Source organism: Alloacidobacterium sp. (genome assembly GCF_035631355.1).
GTDB lineage: Bacteria > Acidobacteriota > Terriglobia > Terriglobales > Acidobacteriaceae > Alloacidobacterium.
In genome coordinates this window covers 55296-77239 of record NZ_DASQIX010000003.1, presented here as the reverse complement: position 1 = coordinate 77239, position 21944 = coordinate 55296, and the positions used below count along the sequence as shown (strand labels likewise).

The 21944-nt window shown below is 56.5% G+C and carries 15 protein-coding genes; 7 read left to right on the top strand and 8 right to left on the bottom strand.

What is annotated here, in order from left to right; translation table 11 throughout:
* Window positions 1-108 precede the first annotated feature (108 nt).
* From VEV40_RS00890 to VEV40_RS00880, 3 genes are all read right to left on the bottom strand, one after another.
* Complete coding sequence (locus tag VEV40_RS00890) at window positions 109-2541, bottom strand: ABC transporter permease (RefSeq protein WP_324829487.1); 2433 nt, start codon at window positions 2539-2541, stop codon at window positions 109-111.
* Window positions 2542-2710: 169 nt separating this feature from the next.
* Entirely contained in the window at window positions 2711-4474 is a 1764-nt protein-coding gene (locus VEV40_RS00885; RefSeq protein WP_324829486.1) for a PQQ-dependent sugar dehydrogenase, read from the bottom strand.
* 316 nt (window positions 4475-4790) lie between these two features.
* On the bottom strand, window positions 4791-5594 hold the full coding sequence (locus VEV40_RS00880) for an RNA methyltransferase (RefSeq protein WP_324829485.1): 804 nt from the start codon (window positions 5592-5594) through the stop codon (window positions 4791-4793).
* 70 nt (window positions 5595-5664) lie between these two features.
* Between VEV40_RS00880 and VEV40_RS00875 the strand changes: the two genes are divergently transcribed.
* Both VEV40_RS00875 and VEV40_RS00870 read left to right on the top strand, forming a co-directional pair.
* On the top strand, window positions 5665-6309 hold the full coding sequence (locus VEV40_RS00875) for an L-threonylcarbamoyladenylate synthase (protein WP_324829484.1): 645 nt from the start codon (window positions 5665-5667) through the stop codon (window positions 6307-6309).
* An 80-nt stretch (window positions 6310-6389) separates the two neighbouring features.
* On the top strand, window positions 6390-7016 hold the full coding sequence (locus VEV40_RS00870) for a YdcF family protein (protein ID WP_324829483.1): 627 nt from the start codon (window positions 6390-6392) through the stop codon (window positions 7014-7016).
* Between the two features lie 180 nt (window positions 7017-7196).
* Here the strand turns inward: VEV40_RS00870 and VEV40_RS00865 are convergent, their stop codons facing one another.
* A complete protein-coding gene (locus tag VEV40_RS00865) occupies window positions 7197-8039 on the bottom strand; it encodes a DUF92 domain-containing protein (protein WP_324829482.1) in 843 nt (280 codons plus the stop codon).
* 180 nt (window positions 8040-8219) lie between these two features.
* Between VEV40_RS00865 and VEV40_RS00860 the strand changes: the two genes are divergently transcribed.
* From VEV40_RS00860 to VEV40_RS00845, 4 genes are all read left to right on the top strand, one after another.
* On the top strand, window positions 8220-9653 hold the full coding sequence (locus tag VEV40_RS00860) for a YncE family protein (protein ID WP_324829481.1): 1434 nt from the start codon (window positions 8220-8222) through the stop codon (window positions 9651-9653).
* A 162-nt stretch (window positions 9654-9815) separates the two neighbouring features.
* Window positions 9816-11888 (top strand): beta-N-acetylhexosaminidase, encoded by a 2073-nt coding sequence (locus VEV40_RS00855; RefSeq protein WP_324829480.1) that lies wholly within the window; start codon window positions 9816-9818, stop codon window positions 11886-11888.
* 109 nt (window positions 11889-11997) lie between these two features.
* A complete protein-coding gene (locus tag VEV40_RS00850) occupies window positions 11998-13500 on the top strand; it encodes a sodium:solute symporter (protein WP_324829479.1) in 1503 nt (500 codons plus the stop codon).
* Window positions 13501-15873, top strand: coding sequence for an exo-beta-N-acetylmuramidase NamZ domain-containing protein (locus VEV40_RS00845; protein WP_324829478.1), 2373 nt, complete (start codon window positions 13501-13503; stop codon window positions 15871-15873). It abuts the gene before it with no gap.
* 66 nt (window positions 15874-15939) lie between these two features.
* On the opposite strand, the gene VEV40_RS00840 is transcribed toward VEV40_RS00845, so the two are convergent.
* The 3 genes from VEV40_RS00840 to VEV40_RS00830 all read right to left on the bottom strand — a co-directional run bounded on the left by VEV40_RS00840 (window position 15940) and on the right by VEV40_RS00830 (window position 18242).
* Window positions 15940-16626 (bottom strand): M48 family peptidase, encoded by a 687-nt coding sequence (locus tag VEV40_RS00840; RefSeq protein WP_324829477.1) that lies wholly within the window; start codon window positions 16624-16626, stop codon window positions 15940-15942.
* Between the two features lie 33 nt (window positions 16627-16659).
* Window positions 16660-17196 (bottom strand): hypothetical protein, encoded by a 537-nt coding sequence (locus VEV40_RS00835; protein ID WP_324829476.1) that lies wholly within the window; start codon window positions 17194-17196, stop codon window positions 16660-16662.
* 293 nt (window positions 17197-17489) lie between these two features.
* Window positions 17490-18242 carry a hypothetical protein gene (locus VEV40_RS00830; RefSeq protein ID WP_324829475.1) on the bottom strand — a complete coding sequence of 251 codons (753 nt, stop codon included), beginning with the start codon at window positions 18240-18242 and terminating at the stop codon, window positions 17490-17492.
* 42 nt (window positions 18243-18284) lie between these two features.
* On the opposite strand from VEV40_RS00830, the gene VEV40_RS00825 reads away from it, so the two are divergent.
* On the top strand, window positions 18285-20300 hold the full coding sequence (locus tag VEV40_RS00825) for a winged helix-turn-helix domain-containing protein (RefSeq protein WP_324829474.1): 2016 nt from the start codon (window positions 18285-18287) through the stop codon (window positions 20298-20300).
* A 13-nt stretch (window positions 20301-20313) separates the two neighbouring features.
* Here the strand turns inward: VEV40_RS00825 and VEV40_RS00820 are convergent, their stop codons facing one another.
* Complete coding sequence (locus tag VEV40_RS00820; RefSeq protein WP_324829473.1) at window positions 20314-21930, bottom strand: DUF5597 domain-containing protein; 1617 nt, start codon at window positions 21928-21930, stop codon at window positions 20314-20316.
* Window positions 21931-21944: the final 14 nt, after the last annotated feature.

The window sequence follows — 21944 nt, the reverse complement described above, 5'->3', positions numbered from 1 at the left end:
GCAAGTAAACTCGTCTCTCGGGACTAATCTCGAAAAGTTTTTTGTCGCAGAGAATTTTAACTGCAATGAAAATGCTCTATCTGGAATGAGTCTTCGAAAAGCCCGTCCTCATTCATCGCGGAGCAGGATCATCGGGTCGACGGCGAGAGCGCGCCGGGCCGGGATTAAGGCAGCGACTATTCCGACACCAAGCATGGTGAGAATGACGCCACCCAGGATGACCGGATCTTTGGGCGTGGCCTGATACACGATAAACGAAAGGACGCGGGTGGCCAGTACACCGAGGATCATGCCTGCTATAGACCCGACTGCGAGCAGCCGGAAGGTACGCCCGAGCGCCGCGCCGAGCACCTTGCGTTGGCCGGCTCCGAGAGCTATACGGATGCCGAGTTCGCGGAGGCGTTTACTGACGGTATAGGCGGCCATCCCGAAGATGCCGGTAATGGCGAGCATTGCGCCCAACAGGCCAAGCACACCGAGAGAGACAGTAGCTACTCGTGAGGCGAAGAGAGCGGAATCCAATTCTCTGCTCCAGGTCTTGATTTCGAGCGGCAGCGCCGGATCGAGGCTGCGCATGGAGCGTTGCAGTGCCGCCGCAATTTCCTGCGGGTCGCGCTGCGAGCGAACGACGAGCCAGGTATCGCTGTCAGGGTGTTGGAGAAAGGAAAAGAACATGGCCGGCTTTTGATCTTCAGTCAAGGTTTCATATTTGCCGTCTTCCACCACGCCTACGACTTCGGCCCGCTGGCCACCCCAGAACTTGAAATGGCCACCGATTGCCTTGTCGACAGACCCGAAGACCTTACGTGCGAATTCACGATTCACGACGGCTACGACAGGGGCTTTGTCTTCGTCGTGCATGGTGAAAGTTCTGCCGGCAAGAAGCGCCGTCCCGGCGGCGCGGAAATAGTCAGGCGAGACATCAAAATTCTGGGCATCAGCTACAGCATTCGTCGGGCGGTAATCTGTCGTGGTGTCGGCGTATACGTCGGAATCCCCTCCGCCGAGACTGAGCGGAAGCCGGTCGGCATATCCCACAGCGGTGACGCCCGGGATTGTGGCAGCGGCATCGAGCATATGCTTCTGCATCTGCACGCGTTGAGCGGGATCATATCCTGCCATCTGCAGATCAGTTTGTACGAGCATCACTCCCTTCGGCTGAATACCATAGGTGCTTTGCAGCGAACGCTCCAGGCCGCGCGCGGCGACGAGCGAAGCAGTGACCAATACAGCGCAAATGGCGATTTGCAGACCCAGCAGGACATCACGCAAGGTAAATCGGCGTGTGCTGCCAACGCTGGTGCTGCCGGAGCGAATGATCTGCCAGGGATCAGAGCGGAGAATCTGGCGGACTGGAACCAGGCCGAAAAACAGGCCACTGAAGACAGCCAACAGAAAGGCCAGGATGTAGGTGTTCACGTCCGGATTGACCGGCACGTTGATGGGGATATTCGGAATCGGCCGCCAGGTGCTGAGGGCGCGCAGAATGGCGACGGCTCCCACCATGCCGCAAATACCTCCCGCGAGAGAAACTAAAACGGCTTCAGTAAGAAGCTGGCGAAGGATGAGCTGGCGGCGCGATCCGAGAGCCATGCGGACTGCGATTTCGCGCGAGCGGTCTGCTGCGCGCGCGGCGAACAGGCTGCCGAGGTTGGCGCATGCGGCAAGCAGGATAAGACCGGCAAGGAGCATGAGCCCGAACATAAAGGCGCGCGTGGGCTTGGCGAGGGTATTTCCGGCGAGCCCAGGGCGGGACAAGGAAAATTTCAAGCCATCATCTGCTTTGGGATATGTCTTCGCCAGCGAAGCCGCAATGGTGTTCAAGTCCGAGGCAGCAGCGGCTGGCGTCACTCCGGGCTTGAGGTGGCCTATTACCCATGCGTTATGATTGCCGCGCTCCTCGAGCGAATCCCAATCGGCAATTTGATGTGCATTGACGATGGGAACCCAAAAATCGGGCGCGAAGAAGAGTTCGGTGCCGCGGAAGTCCCGTGGCGCAACGCCCACGATGGTGAAGGGGTGCTTATTGATCTCTACGGTGCGGCCCACTGCGGCAGGGTCGCTGTTAAAGTGGCTGTGCCAGAGTGCGTAGCTCAGAACAATCTCGGGCACGCTGTCCGGCCCATGTTCTTCGGAAGCATGGATGAATCGGCCAAGATAAGGCTGGATGCCGAGAGCATCGAAGTAATTGCCGCTCACCATATAGGGCCATATGACGGAAGGATTTCCGTGGCCGGTATCGAGGCCAACGCCGCCCATAATGTCGTAAGTCACCAGCGAATCAAAGCTGTGGTTCCTGTCGCGCAGGTCGCGGTAGTCCGGATACGACTGCGATGGGGTCGTTTCTGAGCCGTAAGCGCGCTCCACCATGAACAGACTTTCAGGGTGTGGTACGTTGAGCGGGCGCAACACGAGCGCATTGAGAACGCTGAATACGATGGCGTTGGCGCCGATAGCCAGCGCCAGCGTGAGCACCGCCGTCAGAGCAAAGCCAGGCGCTTTTCGGAGTTGCCGTAAAGCAAGGCGTATATCGGCGTTCATGGTTCTACCTCGTTACGCATCGTCAGTGATTCCCAGGCTGTATCAGGGGTACGTGCGTACAGGGGCGGCGGTTCCATTTTTTAAAATGCGGGCATCTCGCGGCAGGCATTCTCGGCTGACTATTGGGAGAAAGCCAGTCGAGAAAGGCCGAGGAAACTCCGCAGTTACATTAATGATGACTTAAGGCCCACACATATGCGCCCACGGCTGATGCCTGGTCCGGGGTGAGTTGCGCTCCTCCCCCTGCCGGCATGGGGCTGCGATATTGCTTGGGCAGCGAAACACCAGTGGTAATTGTCTTCGTGATTCCCGCCCAACTGCCGTCACTCCATAGCCATTTGTTTTTCGTGAGGTCGGGACCTAATGGAGTTCCGGCGCCATTCTCGCCATGGCAAGCGGTGCAGGTTCCATTGGCGACTTCTCCGTGGTAGATGCGACTGCCGAGCGCAACCATGTCATGCGTTGCTCCGGGAGGGACGGGGAGAGCAGCCGTACCGGCGTCAGAATGCGTGCCTTCGGGCGGTTTGGCTTCGGCTTTGACGACCTCGCCAGCGGGAGCGGTGAGACTCGGACAAGGAGTGAACTGCGGCTCTCCGGCTTGCGCGCCCCCGGTGTAAGTGATTTTGTAAATCCGCCCCTTGTTGTCATCGGAGACGTAGAGTGATCCATCGGGACCTACCGCAACACCAGAGGGGCGATATACCGCTTCCTCAGGGGAGACGGTTGCTCCTGCGAAACCATCGGCGAAAATTTCGCATTGGCCGGATGCGCGAGCACCAGCGAGCGGCTGGAAGACGATGTTGTAGCCGCCCTGCGGATATGGAGCGCGATCCCACGATCCATGGAAGGCAATGAAAAGACCGTCGTGGTAGCGAGCGGGAAACTGCTTCTGGTTATAGAAGACCATGTCGTTTGGTCCCCAGTGAGCGGGGAAGGCTGCGACCGGAGCGATCTTGCTGGCGCAAACACCGACAGTGTGGCCGCCGGCTCCTCCATACTCGGGCGCGAGAACCAGCTTCCCTTGTCCAGGATCGTAGTAGCATTCCGGCCAGCCGTAGTCGCCGCCTTGCTTCAGGAGCATGACTTCTTCAGAGGGCAGAGTTGCTTCCTCTTCCGGCTTGTATAGTTCGGGCCAGTTTGCGTGGAGCTGATCGCGTCCATGCTGCGTTATATAGATACGATGGTCCGCTGCATCGACGCCGAAGCCTTCGGCGTTGCGTATTCCAGTAGCATAGCGATCCGAGGGAGAGAATTTCTGGTCGGTTTTGTTCGCGTCGAACTTCCAGACGCCGCCGCGGGTCTCAAGTTCTGTGCACGGCTTGGCGCCCGGCGAATGCAGCGTCCGGTTCTGGAGTTGGCAGGCATTCGTCGCTGTAGCCACATCCACATAGAGAGAGCCGTCAGAGGTGATGACGAACGGATGCATGGGGTGGTCGCCCCCGAGAGGCAACCCCGAGACGACGGTAACGGCTGGGCCTGTTGGCACGAGCGCGTCCGGCTGCAAGGCATAGCGCATGATGCGATCGTTCACCTCCGCGTAAATTGACCCGTTGTATAAGGCAATCCCGAGACCACCGGCTGCTCCGGTTTTGGCAGTCTCACCGAAGCGCTTGATTACATCAGCTTTTCCCGTGCCGCTTTTGTCCTGGAGCGCTACGAGAAAACCGCCTTCAGGCGGGGCTTCGTTCGGCGGATAGTATGCGCCAGACCATGTGTTGACGTAGACCACTCCATTTGGAGCTACCACCATATGACGGGCATGACCGATGCCGTCAGCGAAGATGGTCGCGCAAAACCCCGGGGGTAGTTTCAAGCCGGTGTAATCGTTGGGACATGCTGTGCTTCCAGAAGAAGCTGCCGCAGAGGCGACCGTTGACAACGCAGCAAGTGCAACGGTGACGAAGGCAAGAACCCTATATAAGCGAAATTGCATGGAGGTCTCCCACTGCGATTGTGCCACCTTCGAGAGTATGCTGCTTTCAGTTTTTTGAGTTGTAGTCTCCTGCACATCTTCCACATCTCTGTGAGATGTGGGGATCGGCGATGCACCGCCTGTCAGGATCGCGGCGGTTGCCTCCCTCCGCTGACGTTAAGTGCCCAGCTCAGACTTATCTTTAACAAAAACCTTCTCTCATGAATTGCATCCAGGATTTCACACTGAATGTGATCTTCAACTTGGGCGAACAATAGTGGTACCGCAGGTTCCTCGGTTTCGCTCGGGATGACAAAACTATTTTGAAGTTGTTGGTTTAACGCTGGCGGCTAGTTTCGTAGAGCAGTATGCTCGCAGCGATGGCGACATTTAGGGATTCGACAGGACCGGGGCTCGGGATAGTGATGCACTCGTCACACTGCTGTACGAGTTCGGGTGACAAGCCGCTGCCTTCGTTGCCGATGAAGATAGCGGTGGGTTGGGTGAGATCGAATTGTTGCGCTGGTGTGCCATGATCGACAGTGGTGGCCACGGTGCGGATTCTTTTTGCGCGGAGTGCGGAAAAGATTGTTTGAGTGGTTGCGCTGACGACAGGCAGGCGAAAAGCCGATCCTGCTGCTGCGCGTAGTGTTTTCGGATTCCAGATACTGACTGTGCCAGGGAGAGCGATGATGCCGCTTGCTCCGAAGGCTTCGGCGGAACGGACAATGGTTCCGAGGTTGCCGGGGTCCTGCAACCCTGCGGAGACGACGATTAGGGAATGCGGCTGGGCGAGGATTTTTTCGAGGCTGAAGGCTGGAGCTTCGGCGAGCGCGGCGATAGGCTGCGGCGATTCGGTGGTAACTGCACTTGCGAAGATGTCGGACGGCAACTCGAGGATTGCGGTGCGGTCTAATATCGGCAGATGGCTGAGGATGTCGAGACTGCCACTGCGGACGAAGACGGTGGCGATACGGAGGCCGCTGAAGATGGCTTCTTCGACGAGGTGCTGGCCTTCGAGAGCAATGAGCCCGGATGCGGTCTTTTCGCCTTTTCTTAAGGCGGTTCGCAATTCTTTTACGCGGGCATTCTGCCAGCTTTGTACAATGCGAACATGCGCGTGATTTGAAGCCGATTGCATTGGCGTTATTCTACTTTGTCGATGCCGGTTTCCATCTGCCGTCAGCGCTTGAGTTCCTGAAGGAGTTGTCTTGTCTGCGGAGATTTTGCGCATACATCCGGATGAACCAGAGCCGGAGCGCGTAGAGTATGTCGTCTCGTGTTTGCGCGGAGGCAAAGTTGTCGGGATACCGACAGACACTTTCTACGGGCTGGCGGTAGACCCGGTGAACCTGCGCGCGGTGGAGCGCATTTATGAGATCAAAACGCGGCTGAAGCACAAGCCTTTGTCTTTGCTGATAGGGAGTCTGTCCCAGGCATATGAGCTGTCGCGCGATCTGGGATTGAACTTTGACCGTCTGGCTGAGCGCTTTTGGCCGGGACCGCTGACGCTGATCGTGAAGGCGAGCTCGCGGCTGCCGCTGCGGGTGACGGCGAACACAGGCAACGTGGCGCTGCGTGTCCCCGATGCGGTGATTCCGCGCGCGGTTGCGAATGCTTTTGGCCTGCCGATTACGGCTACCTCCGCCAATTTGCAGGGCGCTCCGGAGTGCACTTATGCGGCCTGCGTGCGCGATCAGATCGGCGACCGGATTCCATTGATTGTGGATGGAGGGCCAACGGGGCGCAAGCTGCCGACGACGATAGTCGATCTTTCAGGCGGCGAAGACCGCTGGCAAATTCTGCGCGAGGGGGCTATTGCAACGCACGAAGTTGCTCTGGCATTGCATACCTAGGATTTGGTTCAAGGGGTCAAAGCCCAGTGCTTCTATCGAGAAGCATTTCGAGCATGTTCTAAGCTTTGGTTTGTAGTTCGATGATCGTTCCTGATACCAATCTGCGGCGAAGAAGCGCCGACGGCAGGCTTCTGCGGACCGCCGTTGTACTGGTGCTGGCGGTGATTGTGGCGTGGGTCGGCTGGGTCCACGGCCAGATTCGCTATTATGCCGACCGCGATGAAGCGCGTTCAGCGGACGCGATCGCCGTTTTTGGCGCAGCGGAATATGACGGGCGACCGTCCCCTGTGCTGCGCGCGCGGCTCGATCATGCGCTCGATCTTTATGACCGCAAACTGGCGCCGATGGTAATTACGCTGGGCGGCGGCGATGTGGGGGATCAACATTCCGAAGGTGGAGTCGGGCATGACTACCTGCTTGCACACGGCGTTCCGGAAAGGGCAATCATTGCCGAAACGCAGAGTGACAATACGGAGGAATCGGCGGCGCGGCTGGCGGTGATTGCAAGGGCGAACCATCTGAACCGCATCATTGTGGTGAGCGATGGGACCCACCTTTTCCGTATTCATGCGTTGTGCGAGAAGATTGGACTCACTGTCTATACTTCACCTCGTCCGGCAGGGCGGGGCATCAGCTGGCAGGAATCGTTTACGCGCATGGCGCATGAGATTATCAGCTACACGGCGTGGAGGTTACATCTGCACTGAAGTGTTCTCGCCTTCCCATCCTTCGCAAACTGCGCGAGGATGGGCATCCATTTCGTGCTGCTGGCAAAACGGCAGGTCCCTTCGGCAAGCTCAGGGCAGGCTCTTTGACTTCGCGCTACGCGTTCCAGTCAGGATGACAATTCAGGTTGGGTCACTAAGACCAGGATGACAGGCCTGATTTCAATTGTGAGATACGCACAAGCTAGCGGCGAGAGCCGCAATCAGTGTTGAGAGGAAGTTGACGGCGTCGTTGTTCAGCCAACCACAGCGCTCGAAGACCGCTCCGAGGAAGCTATCGGCGAAGAGGCCGAGCACGGCGCAGAAAAATACAGTGACTGATGTTTTGAGATCAAAGGAAAAGGCAATTCCGGAGGTGGCGGTGACGATAGCTGCACCGATACATCCCATCGTGGTTCCGGCGAGCGTAATGCCGCCATCAGTTCCTATAGGCACTGGCTTCAGAGTTGTCAGCAGACGTGGTTGGCCGCCAAAGACCTGGCCCAGCTCGGAAGACAAGGTATCAGCGGCGGCTTCGGCGAGCGCTGCCGCGATGGCGGCAAGTATTGCGAGACTGGTTCGCGAGGATGGACTGAAGATTGGGATGGCGACAAGGGCTGCTACTCCGAGGTTGGCTGCGACCTGAGAAGCCCTGCGCCCGCGTCTGGCTTCAGCGGTGCTGAGTTGTTCCTTGCGCGCTCGACCTATGCGCGTGGCCGTCAGTGTGAGGACGAGCATGACAACAAGCGGAAGGAGCGCGGTCCTCCAGCCAGGCGTGCGGAGATAAAGGCAGGCGGCGATGACCGCGCCGGTGGCCGCGGCATAGCCCGTAGCTGATCGCGTCAGCCAGACGAGAAGGCCGAAGGTGATGCTAAGTCCAGCTGCCTGCAGAAAGATCAAGTTGTGAAAGACCCGCGCACTTGTAGCCTGGAGGAATATCCAGACGCAGCAGACAGGCACTACAATCAGGAGGAGCAATTGTGATTGCCAATGTAGCGGTGAGCCGGAACGGTTTCTTTCGTGCATCGGGTTTTTCCTAAGGCGCGTGGCAAAATCGAAATGGCTGAGTGATTTACAATCTACTTTTCAAGGTATTTTGTCCTGATGGTTCGACGCCAGTTGACCTTTTGGCTGCGGTCGAGGTCAGTGGAAGTACGCGGCCAAAAATGCCGACGCAGGATTCGTTGCTGAATGAGGTGTCTTAGAGTGCGAAGTGTCACAGGGTATACCGCCGGGGCGTTGCTGGCCCTGGCCGGTGTGTGCGGGTGCGGCAACCAGTATCGTCCGGTTGTAACACCCATAACGCCAACTGGTCCGGCGCCGCAGCCGCAGTCTTTTGTAGTGGCCTTTTCGCAGCCTGGGTTGACGCAGGGCGGAGTGTCCAGTCCTTGCCCAGGAACACCTTACAGCCAACCGGGTGTGGTGACGCTGGTCGATTTTTCCGGAGACAACGTGATGGCGCTGGCGACCGTCGGCACAGGGCCATTGACCTTCGCGCTGGATTCTACAGGTTCGACAGCTTACAGCACGAACTGCGACGGCACAGTAAGCACGATCCCGATCAGCACGACGTTGCAAACGAAGAATGTGCTGACAACAACTCTGCCGGAAAACCCGGGAGGTGTGAGTACACTGCCTACGAATCTGCTGGCGACGACGGCGGGCCAATATGTCGTTGAGCAAAACCGGACAGCGGTGGGCGCAATGACTGGCAGCCCGACTTCGCTGAAGCAGGAGATCGCGGTTGCACCGAGTCTGGTTAACGTTATTGGATCGTCCGGCGCTCAGTACGTCTATGCGGTGAGCCAGGGCAACAGCACGAGCGGCAGCGGTGTGACGTGGGGGCAGTGCGATCCGAACTCCGGTGCAGCGGTCACGACGAATGGCGAGGCGGATGGAATCCAGGTATCGACGAACACGGTAAACAGCCGCCTGCCGCTCGGGATTTGTCCGGTCTATGGACTGATGACGGCAGATGGGCGACGCGCCTTCGTTCTGAACCGCGGCAGCGGGACAATCACAGTGATTGACAGCTCGAAGAACGCGCTGGATACGGATTCGCCGAGCCAGTACATGACGAATGCGACGATCAGCGTTGGCAAGGGGCCGGTGTATGCCGACCTGTATACGCCGGCTTCGCTGCTGGTGACCGCGAACTACGATGACGATTCGATCAGCATCATCAGCGTCCCCATCAATGGGCCGGTGGAGGGCTTTACCGACACACCGAATTTTGGACAGGTGCTGGCGACGGTGAAATTGAAGCCTGGCAGCCATCCGGCGGCTGTCACCATTCTGCAGGACGGGAGCCGCGCCTATGTTGCCGATGAAGGCGATGGCACAGTGACGGTGGTGAATCTTTCGAGCTTCACGGTGGAGTCGGTGATTCCGGTGAACGGGCATCCGCGCTCGATTGCTTCCACCTTTAATGCTCCGATTGGAAAGGTCTATACGGTCGCGCAGGACAGCCCCTATCTGACAGTGATTCGTACGGACACCGACATCGTGACTTCGTCGATTTTGCTGCAGGGCAACGGCGTGGATGTGCATACCACGACGCAGTATGCTGGCACGAGTTCCGCAACGACACTGGGAAATTCCGTTACGCAGAGCCGATCAGTCGGGTCGGGCGCTCCGTAGAATCTGATTTGCTGCAGAGAGAAAAAGCGCCCGGTTCAGGGCGCTTTTTCTGTGCAGCAGGCCCTATGGTTGACCCTCGAATCAGCGCATTTGTATAGTTGTCTATCCATGGGAATGTAGTTCCGAACACGCCTCAAAACTTCTTTCAGGAAAATTGACAAATTGATCCAGACAGCATTTCTCGCCCTTTGTGTAGTCTTTGCCACGCCGATTGCCGCTCTGGCGCAGCGTCCTGCCTTGATCCCTGAGCCGCGTGAATTTCACAACGGCGACGATATTTCGCTGGCGCGCGGCGTGTCAGTTACCGCTTCGAGCAAAGATGCAGAAGATTCTTTTGCTGCTGATGACCTACTGGCATTTTTGAAAGCGCAGGGAATTGAGCATGCGGGCAAAGGTACGCGCATTTATCTGCTGCGGGATACTTCGTCAGAAGGCAAGCGGGCACTGACTGATGAAAAACTCACGCTCGATGCGCCGATGCAGGACGAGGGTTATGTTCTTTTCACGTCGAAGAGGGGTGTTTACGTCGTGGCGCGTTCGGCTGCGGGCCTCTTTTATGGCGCGCAAACGGTAAAGCAGCTTGTGTCGGGTTCGGGCGATCACGCGGTCTTGCAGGGATGCGTGATACGCGACTGGCCAGCGATGAAATTTCGCGGCGTGCATGACGACTTATCGCGTGGGCCGGTGCCGACGCTTGAATTTCAGAAAAGACAGATTCGAACGTTTGCCGCATACAAGATGAACGTGTACTCGCCTTATTTTGAGAACACGATGCAATATGCGTCGAATCCTCTGCCGGGGCTGCCCGGCGGATCGATGTCAAAGGTGGACGCGGAAGCGCTGGTCGCGTATGCGAAGCAGTACCATGTGACGATTGTGCCGGAGCAGGAGGCGTTCGGGCATCTGCATCATGTGTTGACATGGCAGCAGTATGCGAACCTGGCCGAAGTCCCGGTGGGCGCTGTGCTGGCGCCGGGCGAGGCGGGATCGCTGCAACTCATCAAGCAATGGTTCACTGAACTGGCAGCGATTTTCCCTGGGCCGTTTCTGCATATCGGCGCGGACGAGACGTTTGAACTGGGGCAGGGAAAGACAGCTGCTGAAGTGAAGGAGCGCGGGCTGGGTGCCGTCTACATTGATTTCCTAACGAAAATCCACACGGAACTTGCACCGCTGAACCGCAGACTGCTCTTCTGGGGCGATGTGGCGATGAATGATCCGGCGCTGGTGCCGAAGCTGCCGAAGGACATGATCGCCGTTGCGTGGCACTATGAACCGGAGGCGGACTTCAGCAAATGGCTTGATCCTTATACGCACGCAGGCATGGAAACCTGGGTTGCGCCTGGTGTGAACAACTGGAACCGCGTCTATCCGAACAACAATCTCGCGCTGGGGAACATTCAAGGCTTTGTCGCCGCCGGTCAGAAGGCCGGCAGCACCGGCATGTTGAACACAATCTGGAATGATGATGGCGAGGGCTTGTTCGCCGAGGACTGGTATGGCGTGCTGTTTGGGGCTGCCGCCGGTTGGCAGGCGGGTACAAGCGACATTGCGGAATTCCAGAAGGATTATGGCAAGGTTTTTCACGGAGACGCGACAGGCGATCTCGATCAGGCGCAGCTTGCATTGATGCAGGCGCATCAGGCCTTTGCGAAAGCGGGCGTCGAGGATGCGCGGGATGCGTTGTTCTGGCTCGATCCATGGACTGCTGAAGGACAGGAGACAGCTGCGAAACTGAAGCCGTCGCTGGACGAGATTCGTCTGGACGCAGAACACGCGCTGACGCTGATTGCGCAGGCGCGGCAGGCGGGGAACCTGCGCGAGCCGGATGCGGTAGACGCGATGGAACTGGGCGCGCGCAGGATGGATTTTATTGCCTTCAAGTTTCAGACGGCGGGCGACATTGCCGGGACGTATCAGAGGCTGTATCAGAATCAAAGCGATCCTGAAACGCGAAAGCACATGTCGCGCGATCTGTGGAACCTGTCAGGTGCGAACGGGCGCTGCGAGGACCTGCGCGATGGTTACGGGTATATTCGCGATCTGTTTAAAGCAGCGTGGCTCAAGGAGAACCGCCCGTTCTGGCTGGACAATGTGACGGCGCAATACGACATGGCCATGCAGTTATGGATTACGCGCGCGGACAAGCTTCGAGCGGCGCGTCAGCAATGGGAGGCAACGTATACGCTGCCTGCGCCGGAAGCGGTAGGGATAGCGCAGCAGGCAGCTAAATAGTCCCGGGGCTAAAGCCCCTTGCTTGATGGGATCCTAATTCACCGGCCTAAAGGCCGGTGCTTCTACATTTTCAGATTCCTGCCGTATGAAGTATTTGTAACTGTAACGGATGCATATACCGCTGCGCACAATCGACCTGGTCCTGGTTGTTCTCTATCTGCTGGGAATCACCTGGTTCGGGTTGCGCTTCCGCAGGCAGGGAGAGCGGTCGATCAAGAGCTATTTTCTTGCCGACCGCAATATTCCGTGGTGGGCGATCTGTCTTTCGATTGTTGCCGCCGAAACGAGCACGCTAACGATTATCAGCGTGCCGGGCATCGCGTTTACGGGCGACTTTGGCTTCTTGCAGCTTGCGATGGGCTATCTGCTGGGGCGCGTGGTGATCTGCATCATCTTTCTGCCGCGCTATTTTCGCGGCGAGCTGATGACCGCATATCAGTTGATTGGCCAAAGGTTTGGGACGCGTCTGCACCGGCTTACCGCGCTGCTGTTTCTGGTGATGCGTGCGGCGGCGGAGGGAGTGCGCGTCTTCGCCGTGGCGATTGTAGTTGGCGTGGCGCTGGGAACAGGCGATATTGCGTCGATTGTGATTCTTTCGCTGCTGACGCTGCTTTATACGTTCGAGGGCGGCATGAAGGCCGTCATCTGGACTGATGTGCTGCAGATGCTGCTCTATTTTCTGGGAACGCTCGTCAGTCTGTGGTCGATTTGTGCGCACATTCACGGCGGAGCACATGCGCTGCTGCACGTCGCGTCGTCAGCGGGCAAGTTAACGATCTTTCATTTCTCTTTGTCCATTACAGAGACGTATACGTTCTGGGCGGGAGTTCTAGGCGGGTGCTTCCTTACGATGGCGAGTCACGGCACCGACCAACTGATGGTGCAGCGGTTGTTGGCGGCGAAGAATTTGTATGAGTCAAGGCTGGCGCTGCTCACGAGCGGCGTGGTGATCTTTGTGCAGTTCACGCTTTTTCTGCTGATTGGCGCGGGGCTGTATGTCTTCTACGGCCAGACGGGAAGAGCGCCGCATGTCGCCAGCGCTGACCGGCTTTTTCCGCATTACATCGTGTGGCAGATGCCCATGGGCGTTTCCGGGCTGATGATTGCGGCCATTCTTGCGGCGGCCATGTCAAATCTGAGCGCGGCGCTCAACTCGCTGGCTTCTACTTCGATGGTGGATTTATATCTGCTGCGCAGGCCGGATGTTAGCGAGGAGTCAAAGACGCGGCTCTCGCGCGTGATGACGATGGGCTGGGCTGCTGTTCTTCTTATCCTCGCGATTGTTTCGCGTGGCAGCGGGCATGTGCTGGAAATCGGACTTTCCATCGCGTCAGTCTTATGGGGCGGGATGCTGGGCGTCTTTCTGCTGGGCACGCTGACCAGGCGCGCGAAAGAAACAGCGACGATGATCGGCTTGCTGGCCGGGTGCGTGTTAAATGTGCTGCTGTGGCGGCAGAGTTCCGAGATTCACTGGAGTTTGCTGGGGCATTCTTTTGTACTGCCGAAGGTGGCTTGGACCTGGTATGTGGCCATTGGCGCGGCGATAACATTCGGGATGGGATATTTGTTGAGTCTTTTCGGGAAACGTAACAGTGTGAGGAGTGAATTGTAGATGGCGCGGTGCCGACGGGTCGTGTTTCTGGTTGTTGCCTGTGTGGGTTGTGCCTTTGGGCAGAAGAAGGACTTTTCAGCGATTGACCGGCTTGTGAGCCAGGCGGTTGAACAGCACCAGATTCCTGGCGCTGTGGTCGAGATTGGCCACAATGGTCATGTCGTATTTCGCAAGGCTTATGGCGAGCGCTCGTTGGAGCCGACGCGCGAACCAATGACACTGGACACGATCTTCGACATGGCCTCGCTGACCAAGCCGCTGATGACAGCGACGGCTGTGATGCAGCTTTGCCAGCAGGGAAAGTTGAGCTTCAATGATCCTGTCTCGAAATATCTGCCGGAGTTCGGCGCGAACGGCAAGCGGGACATCACGATCCGGCAACTGCTGACGCACTATTCGGGCCTGCCGCCGGATCTTTCGCTGGAGCAACCATGGGAGGGGAAAGCGGAAGCTTTCCGGCAGGCATTTGCGATTGAGCCGGCTACGCCCGCGGGCATGCGCTTTGTGTACAGCGACATCAATTTCATCACGCTGGGCGCTCTGGTGGAAAAGCTTTCCGGCATGACGGAAGACGAATATGTGCTGAAGAACATCATCCGGCCGCTTGGGTTGAAGCACACGCGCTATCTTCCTCCGGTGGAGTGGCGCGACCGCATTGCGCCGACACAGTACGAGCATGGCGTGATGCTGCGCGGAGTGGTGCATGATCCAACGGCGCGACGCATGGGTGGCGTGGCCGGGCACGCAGGACTCTTCAGCACCGGAGATGATGTTGCGATATACGCACAGAATCTTCTTGACCGGCTCGCCGGAAGGCCGAGCAAATTTCCGGTGTCGCGAGGGATTCTTGAAAAAATGGTGACGCCCGAGCAGCCAGCGACGGGAACTGCGTTGCGCGGCTTCGGCTGGGACATTGAGTCACCGTATTCGAGCAATCGCGGCGAAATTTTTCCAGTGGGATCGTTTGGGCATACGGGGTTCACAGGCACTTCACTGTGGATCGATCCTGTTTCGGACAGCTATGTGATCGTGCTGACGAACGCGGTGCATCCCGATGGCGGCAAGAGCACGGTGGCGTTGCGCCGTCAGATTGCTGACGCGGCGGCGGCTGCGATTGGCGTTGTTCCCGACTGGGGAAAGCTTTCAGCGAGGCTCACTGGATATAACGAGTCATTGAGCGGGATGCGGCGCTGGCCTTCGCGCAATGCTGAAGTCAAAACGGGCATTGATGTTCTGGAAGGGGATAACTTTGCCGAACTTCATGCGCTGGCAAAGAAACATGACGGCCACTTGCGGATTGGCCTGCTGACTAACCAGACTGGTGTGGACGCTGCAGGACGCCGGACTATTGACATTCTGGCTCATGCCGACGGAATTGAACTGAAGGCGCTCTTCAGCCCGGAGCATGGCATTCGCGGCGCGCAGGACACGACCGACATCAGCAATACAACTGACCCGCAGACAGGCCTGCCAGTCATCAGTCTGTATGGCGCGACTGATGCGCAGCGGCGGCCACCGCTTGATACAATGCGCTCGCTGGATGCGGTGGTGATCGATCTGCAGGATGCCGGGGTGCGCTTTTATACCTATGAATCGGTGATGGGATATTTCCTCGAAGCTGCGTCGAAGACGGGAACTGACATCATTGTGCTCGACAGGCCGAACCCAATCAACGGCGCATTTGTGCAGGGGCCGCTTTCGGATGAGGGGGAGGAAAGTTATGTGCATTACATGGCGTTGCCGGCGCGGCATGGCATGACAATGGGCGAGCTGGCGCGGTATTTCAATCGCGAGCGCGAGCTGAATGCTCCGCTGACTGTTGTGAAGATGCAGGGATGGCAGCGCGGCGACTGGTACGACTCGACTGGGCTTGCATGGGTGAATCCGTCGCCAAATTTGCGCGATCTGGAAGAGGCAACGCTGTATCCGGGGCTGGGGTTGGTGGAAACGACGAATATCTCCGTGGGGCGGGGGACTGATACGCCGTTCGAGATTTTCGGCGCTCCGTGGATCGATGGGCGCAAGCTCGCGCAGTATCTGAATCACAGGTTCCTGCCCGGCGTGCGTTTTGTGCCGGTGGATTTCACTCCGCAAAAGCCTTATCCCTATGCCGGTGAAGTTTGCCATGGGGTGCGGGTGATGTTGCTTGACCGCAACATTCTCGACGCTCCCGAACTTGGAATTGAGGTTGCGGCTGCGCTGCACAGGCTTTATTCGCAGGACTACAAGCTGGAGCGCATCAACACGCTGCTGGCCAACAAGCATGTGCTGAAGGAGTTGATGAGTGGGATTGATCCGTCGCGGATTGCTGAAGATTGGCGGGCTTCGCTGGAGCAGTTTGAGGCGAAGCGGAAGATGGCTTTGCTTTATTGAGTGGATTTCTCCCACCCTTCCCTTTGCGAAGGATGTGGCGGGATGACAACCTTAGGCTTGGGCTGTTCATATCTGTTTCAAGTACGCCTTGGCTTGTTCAAGCTCCGGGAACAGCTGTTCCTCTTCCTGAAACTCGCGCGGGTGAACGCAGCGGCGGCCGCTGCGGACTCTGACCGGATGCTTAAGGTGCAGCATCTCGTGGTACATCAGGTATTCGATGGCGTAGCGCGGCGTGTTACTGCGGTCGAATACGCGGCTGATCATGATGGTGTTGTGGGCGGCGTCATAATGGCCGAGCAGACGGCGCGCCTTGTGCTCGCTCCAGGTGAGCAGTGGACGGCCGAGCAGTCCGTAAAAGAAGCGGCGGTTTAAAGTCTCGAAGATTTCGTCCAGGTCGTAGTGCTCGCCTTTTGCGGTTGAGATTTTTTTTCGTCCTCGCGTCTGGCGAATGCGCTCGGTCTGCCTCAGCACAGCGTCACTGGATACAAAGCGGCGGTAACGTGCATTGTGTGATGGATCGAGCGGCTTGCGATACAACTTGGCCAGCAGGATGTGCGCGATGGCGCGCAGGACTGTATCAGGTGCGCCTTCAAGCAAGTCGGAGAGGTGGACTTTGATCTGTCCTTCGCGCAGGCGGATAGTGGTGTTCAGGCTGGTGAATCGGCGGAAGCGGACATGAATGGGAGGAATAGGAGCGCGTGGGCGGATGGCGCGGTACTCTTCTTCAAATAAACGCGAAAGCTCGGAGGTCACTCAACCTGAGCGTAGCACAAGTGTTGGGCGAATTTATGAAGGGCCGGTCCCGTTCTTGCCTGCTTGATCCTTGTGTTCGGCGAAGTATTTTTCCTGAACTTTCTGGAGTGTCTTTGCCTGGTCGGCAATGCTCTGCGCGGCATCGATGGCGGTCTTGCGGGCGAAGTCGTATTCGGAACTTGCGGGAGGCAGGTTTAGTACTGGCTGCCATCTATCGGTTGCAGGGACCAGATCTTTCAGGGCTTTGCGCACGTCAGCGTGCTGTGCGTCATAGGTGTCGAGGTTGTCCTGTAACTCGTCGACAAGGCTGGTGAACTCCTCAATTCTGGCGCGTAGCTGGTACTGGCGATTGTCTGCGTTCTTGTCGGTGGCAAGCTGCTTGATGTCGGTGACACGCTGCTCGATGAATTTGGCGAAAAGCTTGATGCGGTCATTGGGCCGGTCGCCGAGCTCGCGTACCTGGTCAATCTCGTTCTCGTTCAGCGGATCTTTGTGCGACTGCGCGCTCGCATGCTGTGCCGACAGGGCAAAAAGTACAACTGCGCTCAGAAAGAAGAGTAGGCGACGCATAGGGAAACTCCCTTAGCTGCAAGTGTAGATGCGTCTGCGCCTATTTGCACGCATCTCAATGCATTCACCACACAATCGATGCGCTTGTACTTGCCGAGGCGACGACCTTGCGGGATTTCCTGTCGCCACGGTGTTGCTATGCGAATCACTCTGCGGTGATCAAGCTGCCCGTGAGTTCGTCGCAGGGCAATTACAGTAGCGTCGCGAATCGCGAAGTATGTTTGCCGCGCGATCCGCGATCATATTTTTGCCCGTGTGCACCTTTCTTAGATTGAAACTCTTAAGCTGAATCCTTATTCGTTGCACACGAAGGTCGACCCTTGTTTACGAGGGCCTGTGCATAATGGACCGAGATTTGTGACTGAATTGGGTAGCGAGATCATCGCGTTAGGCCCGGCGTTTTGTTCTCCGTTGAAGGGTGTAGGTTTTGTAGGATCGAATCCGCAGGCCACAGCATCCTCCGGCTTGTTGAACCAGAACCCGACGTGAAATGTGTGGGTTGGCAGCAGATTCGCAGCCGGATCAAATCCAAAAATTTGATCCAGCAAAATCGTCTTGATCACTGTCTCGGCGTTTCCCTCGCTATTAGCCTGGACATCTGTTTGATACCAAGCCAATCCGAAATTCTTGAAGTTCGGATCCACTTGTCCGTCCGCCAGCAAATTGGTGTTCTGGATAGTGAACAGGTCGAAGCCAAGGTTTGGCCGCAGGTGTTGAGCATGCAAAATGAGGATGTCATTCAGTTCGCCCCTCTGAACAAGTATTTCGGCAGTAGGTGCGGGGCCGCCCGGCACCCCCAGGCAGCTGGCGAACTTTGGTTGAGGTACGAGGTTGAAGATGATCTCAGGAACCTGAGCGGAAGCCGATTTCCCAATTATCCCGAAACTGATTGCGGCAAATGCGATGATAAGTAACTTCTTCATTAAGTTCTCTCCTTGTCCTGCCCCGGGCCGCGATTTAGGATCATGGCATAAGGTGCTTAAGACTCCGCCATAGTCATCTGCGGAGAGCTTCGCAGTCCTTAACGGCCCCCAAAAAAATTCCAAGTTATTTGCAAAGAAACGTCCGCAGAGCGGCGAGCACAATATATGGAATTGAAAACAGGGAGCTTCTACGAATGCGGACCTTTTCGATTAGAGCCAGCCGAACAACGGTTGACGCGAGAGGGAAATCCTGTATCGCTCACTCCCAAGGCATTTGAACTGCTTGTCTTCCTGGTTCAGAATCAGGGCCGGCTGGTCACTAAGGATCAGATTATGCGAGCCGTGTGGCCAAGCAGCTTCGTCGAAGAGGCCAATCTCACCGTATCAGTTTCCGTATTGCGTAAGGCACTGGGTGAAAAAGACGGCGAGCTACGCTATATCGAGACGGTCCCGAAGAGGGGTTATCGATTTATTGCTTCAGTTAAAGAAGTGAAAAGTCCGGAAGCGACCCGGATACAATCTGACGAAGCTCAGTATGCCCCTCTTTCTGCCATTGCCGCGGGCGCGTTGCCGGAGAGCGAAACTGGTGACTGGGGCCATGCTCGTGATGGACCTGTGCTTATTTCTCTACAGGGGGAACATCTATCCAGCCGCCGGATGGTGCTATCCGTCCTCGCCGTGCTTGCCTGCATCCTGACAGTGATTGGCTACTTAGCCTCTCGAAAGCTCACATTATCTGTACGCCCGGCGCCTGTGCAACGTAGTCTGGCAATTCTTCCGTTACGGAATATCAGACAGAACCCTAAAGACGACTTCCTCGGGTTTTCACTCGCCGACGCGGTAATTACGAAGCTGGGCCCCATCAGTTCGCTGACAGTCCGGCCCTCTACTGCGATTGAGAAATACAAAAGTCAGACAATTGACTTGTCGAAAGTTGCCGCGGAGTTGAACGTTGATACTCTGCTCACCGGTACTTTCATTCACGATGGAGACGATCTAAGAATCACGTATCAGCTGATTGACGTGAAAACCGACAATATCCTCGGCAGAGACATGATCGATCTTAAATACGATAAGTTATTGACTGTTCAGGATAATGTCACTCAGCGGATCATCAAGGGATTGGAACTGAACCTCTCACCTGCAGAGGAGGCGCGGATCAAGCTTGGGGAGCCGGTTAATCCGCTGGCTTATGAATACTATCTGCGGGGAGTCGATCTTGTAGGCAGCCATAATTTTCCATTAGCTATCAAGATGCTGGAGAAATCCGTTGAGATTGATCCTAGCTATGCTCTGACGTGGGCCTATCTCGGGCAGTCTTACGAATCCGCTGCTGCTTTCGAGTTTGGCGGTATCGAACAATACAGGAAAGCACAGGCCGCCTATGAACGCGCGCTGACGCTCCAGCCTAAACAGTTAGAAGCAAGTATGTTTCTAGCCAATTTGCTTGTCGATACAGGCAAGGTTGAGCAAGCTGTGCCTCTGCTACGGGGTGCGCTGAGAAACAACCCGAACAACGCCGCTGTGCATTGGGAACTCGGATACGCCTACCGCTTTGCTGGTATGCTGAACGAGTCGGTGGCGGAATGTGAACTTGCACGCCAGATCGATCCATTGGTGAAATCCAATGGATCGGCGCTCAATGCTTATCTTTATCTTGGGGAGTACGACAAGTTCCTTCAAAGTCTGCCTGACGTGAACGACTCAATCTTTGTTTTCTATCGCGGATTTGGCGAATACCACGAAAAGAAATGGGACTTGGCAGCCAGTGACTTTGATCGCGCTTACAGCCTCGATCCGACCCTATATACCCAGATTGGAAAGGCCTTTAGTTATTCGATTGCCCGCAGAGATCCAGAGGGACTGGAGATACTGCGCCAATTGGAGAACAAAATTCAACAACGTGGAGTAGGCGATCCCGAAGGAACCTACAAGATCGCACAAGGTTATGCAGTCCTGGGCGATAAAGCTTCGTCTCTGCGTATGCTGCGCTACAGCATTGAGCACGGGTTTTTCCCGTACCCCTATTTGGCCGCCGATCCGCTGTTAGAGAATATCCGCAATGAGCCGGCTTTTTCGCAACTTATAAATATCGCGCGGAAAAGATACATAACATTCAAGAGCAGTTTTGTTGGCACAAGTGTAGCCGGAGGCAATCAGTTACCAATTAAGCAGAACTGATCAAAGCCATATCCTACCGGGAAATTGCATATAGCCGCAGGCGATATATACGCACCTGATGAGGATCCATCGTGAGTTGCCGTCCCTGATTGCTCTGATCGCCGTTTTCCCGCTCAACGACTTTCCATTGCGAACCTACTCTTACTATCTCCTCAATGCTTGCAATGCTCGCGATGTTGGTGTCCGTGTCGGGATCGCGTGTCATTTTTACAGTAAGCCCCGTGCCGACAACAAAAAACTCATTTGACGAGGATTCCAGCAAAAGCATGGCTCCGTCATTGACCTGTAGCGCGCCGGTCGACCATGCGCGCGACAAACTTCCCTGAAAAAGATACCCGCCGAGGTCAACGGTCTGTGTGCCGCGCGGGCTGTTTGCGTGGAGAACCATGCCGCGGGTTCGATTCGCGGCTTGCGCGTCGATCAGAATCTGTCCCAGGCTGTCGAGTGCCGCATACACCTGCATGACTGCTGGCTCAGGGTCACCAGGTTTCTCCGGAGCGTGGAGACTGTCGATGCCGAAGGGGCAAAATCCGAATGCTTTTGCGGCACCATAGGCGTAGAGCGCATTGTACGGCGCAGTCTCCAATCGAGCTTCAGGAATAAAGATTGGATTCCCGGGCATTTGATATTTCCTCACCCAATACGCAAACTCAGGCCAGTAAATATCAGGAGAGTAGAAGTCGATATGTGTGGCCAGCGCGCGATAGATGTTAATGTAGTAGGGATGCGGTCCGCCGCTTGGATATTCTCCTGCCCGTTCAAGGAAAGCTGGCAGCTGCGCATTCATATACATGGGAAGTGGGTATTCCTTCTTGCCTGCTTCGGCCACGGAGTCAATGTAGGTTGCATAGCGCCAGGCCATAAAAACTTCATTCGCGGCTTCGCCAAAGACTTCGCGCCATGTTTTGCCCTGCGGGTTGAAATGTGCGGCAAGTTGCCGGGACAAATTCGTGCGATTGGCAATCAGCTTCTGCATCAATGCTCGTGGAACTGGGTCCGCGAACTCACGATTTGCTTCCGGCGAGCGGTCTCTTTCTGGCCCAAGGTATCCAACTTCGTTCTCAAGCTGCACCATCAGTACCGTCTGCTGCTCGCGGTCCTTTTCGCGCACATTGGCCATGAGCGCGGCAAATGCGCGGGCATCGCATCGAGCAGTTTCCGTTCCGAATGTTGAGAGGATTTCAAGCGGCGCGCCGTCTGCACCTATCGCCCTGGGGAAGCGCTTCGTGTCAGACTTAACCCACGCGGGAGCATATTCAGAGAAGGCGTTCTTCCAGCTGCCAAACCATAAAAGCACGAGATGCAGGTTCTGCTGGCGCGCCACGTCGATCCAGTGGTCGAGGATGCTGAAATCGAATGTGCCTTCCTGAGGCTCTACCTGCTCCCATGCCACTGGCATAAGGACTGTGTTCAGGTGGAGTTTTGCTATTGCAGGGAGAATCGCATCGGCCTGTACCGACGTTCCAGCAGACGAGTTGCCTAGTTCGCCGCCCAGAATGAGAAATGGCTTCTCTTGGACCAGTAGCTGTCCGCTGGCTTTATCTACGCGGACTTGCGCCTGGTTGACCTGACCAATACTGGCTGGCGCTATAAGAGCAAAAACCAACGGAACAACAATCCAGCGCAGCATCAACGAAACTCTCC

What these genes read in the sequence shown, in the direction of transcription:
- VEV40_RS00825 (WP_324829474.1), top strand. Translation starts at nt 18,285, where the DNA reads ATGGAATTGAAAACAGGGAGCTTCTACGAATGCGGACCTTTTCGATTA.
- VEV40_RS00850 (WP_324829479.1), top strand. Translation starts at nt 11,998, where the DNA reads ATGCATATACCGCTGCGCACAATCGACCTGGTCCTGGTTGTTCTCTAT.
- VEV40_RS00880 (WP_324829485.1), bottom strand. Translation starts at nt 5,594, where the DNA reads ATGCAATCGGCTTCAAATCACGCGCATGTTCGCATTGTACAAAGCTGG.
- VEV40_RS00885 (WP_324829486.1), bottom strand. Translation starts at nt 4,474, where the DNA reads ATGCAATTTCGCTTATATAGGGTTCTTGCCTTCGTCACCGTTGCACTT.
- VEV40_RS00845 (WP_324829478.1), top strand. Translation starts at nt 13,501, where the DNA reads ATGGCGCGGTGCCGACGGGTCGTGTTTCTGGTTGTTGCCTGTGTGGGT.
- VEV40_RS00820 (WP_324829473.1), bottom strand. Translation starts at nt 21,930, where the DNA reads ATGCTGCGCTGGATTGTTGTTCCGTTGGTTTTTGCTCTTATAGCGCCA.
- VEV40_RS00835 (WP_324829476.1), bottom strand. Translation starts at nt 17,196, where the DNA reads ATGCGTCGCCTACTCTTCTTTCTGAGCGCAGTTGTACTTTTTGCCCTG.
- VEV40_RS00865 (WP_324829482.1), bottom strand. Translation starts at nt 8,039, where the DNA reads ATGCACGAAAGAAACCGTTCCGGCTCACCGCTACATTGGCAATCACAA.
- VEV40_RS00870 (WP_324829483.1), top strand. Translation starts at nt 6,390, where the DNA reads ATGATCGTTCCTGATACCAATCTGCGGCGAAGAAGCGCCGACGGCAGG.
- VEV40_RS00890 (WP_324829487.1), bottom strand. Translation starts at nt 2,541, where the DNA reads ATGAACGCCGATATACGCCTTGCTTTACGGCAACTCCGAAAAGCGCCT.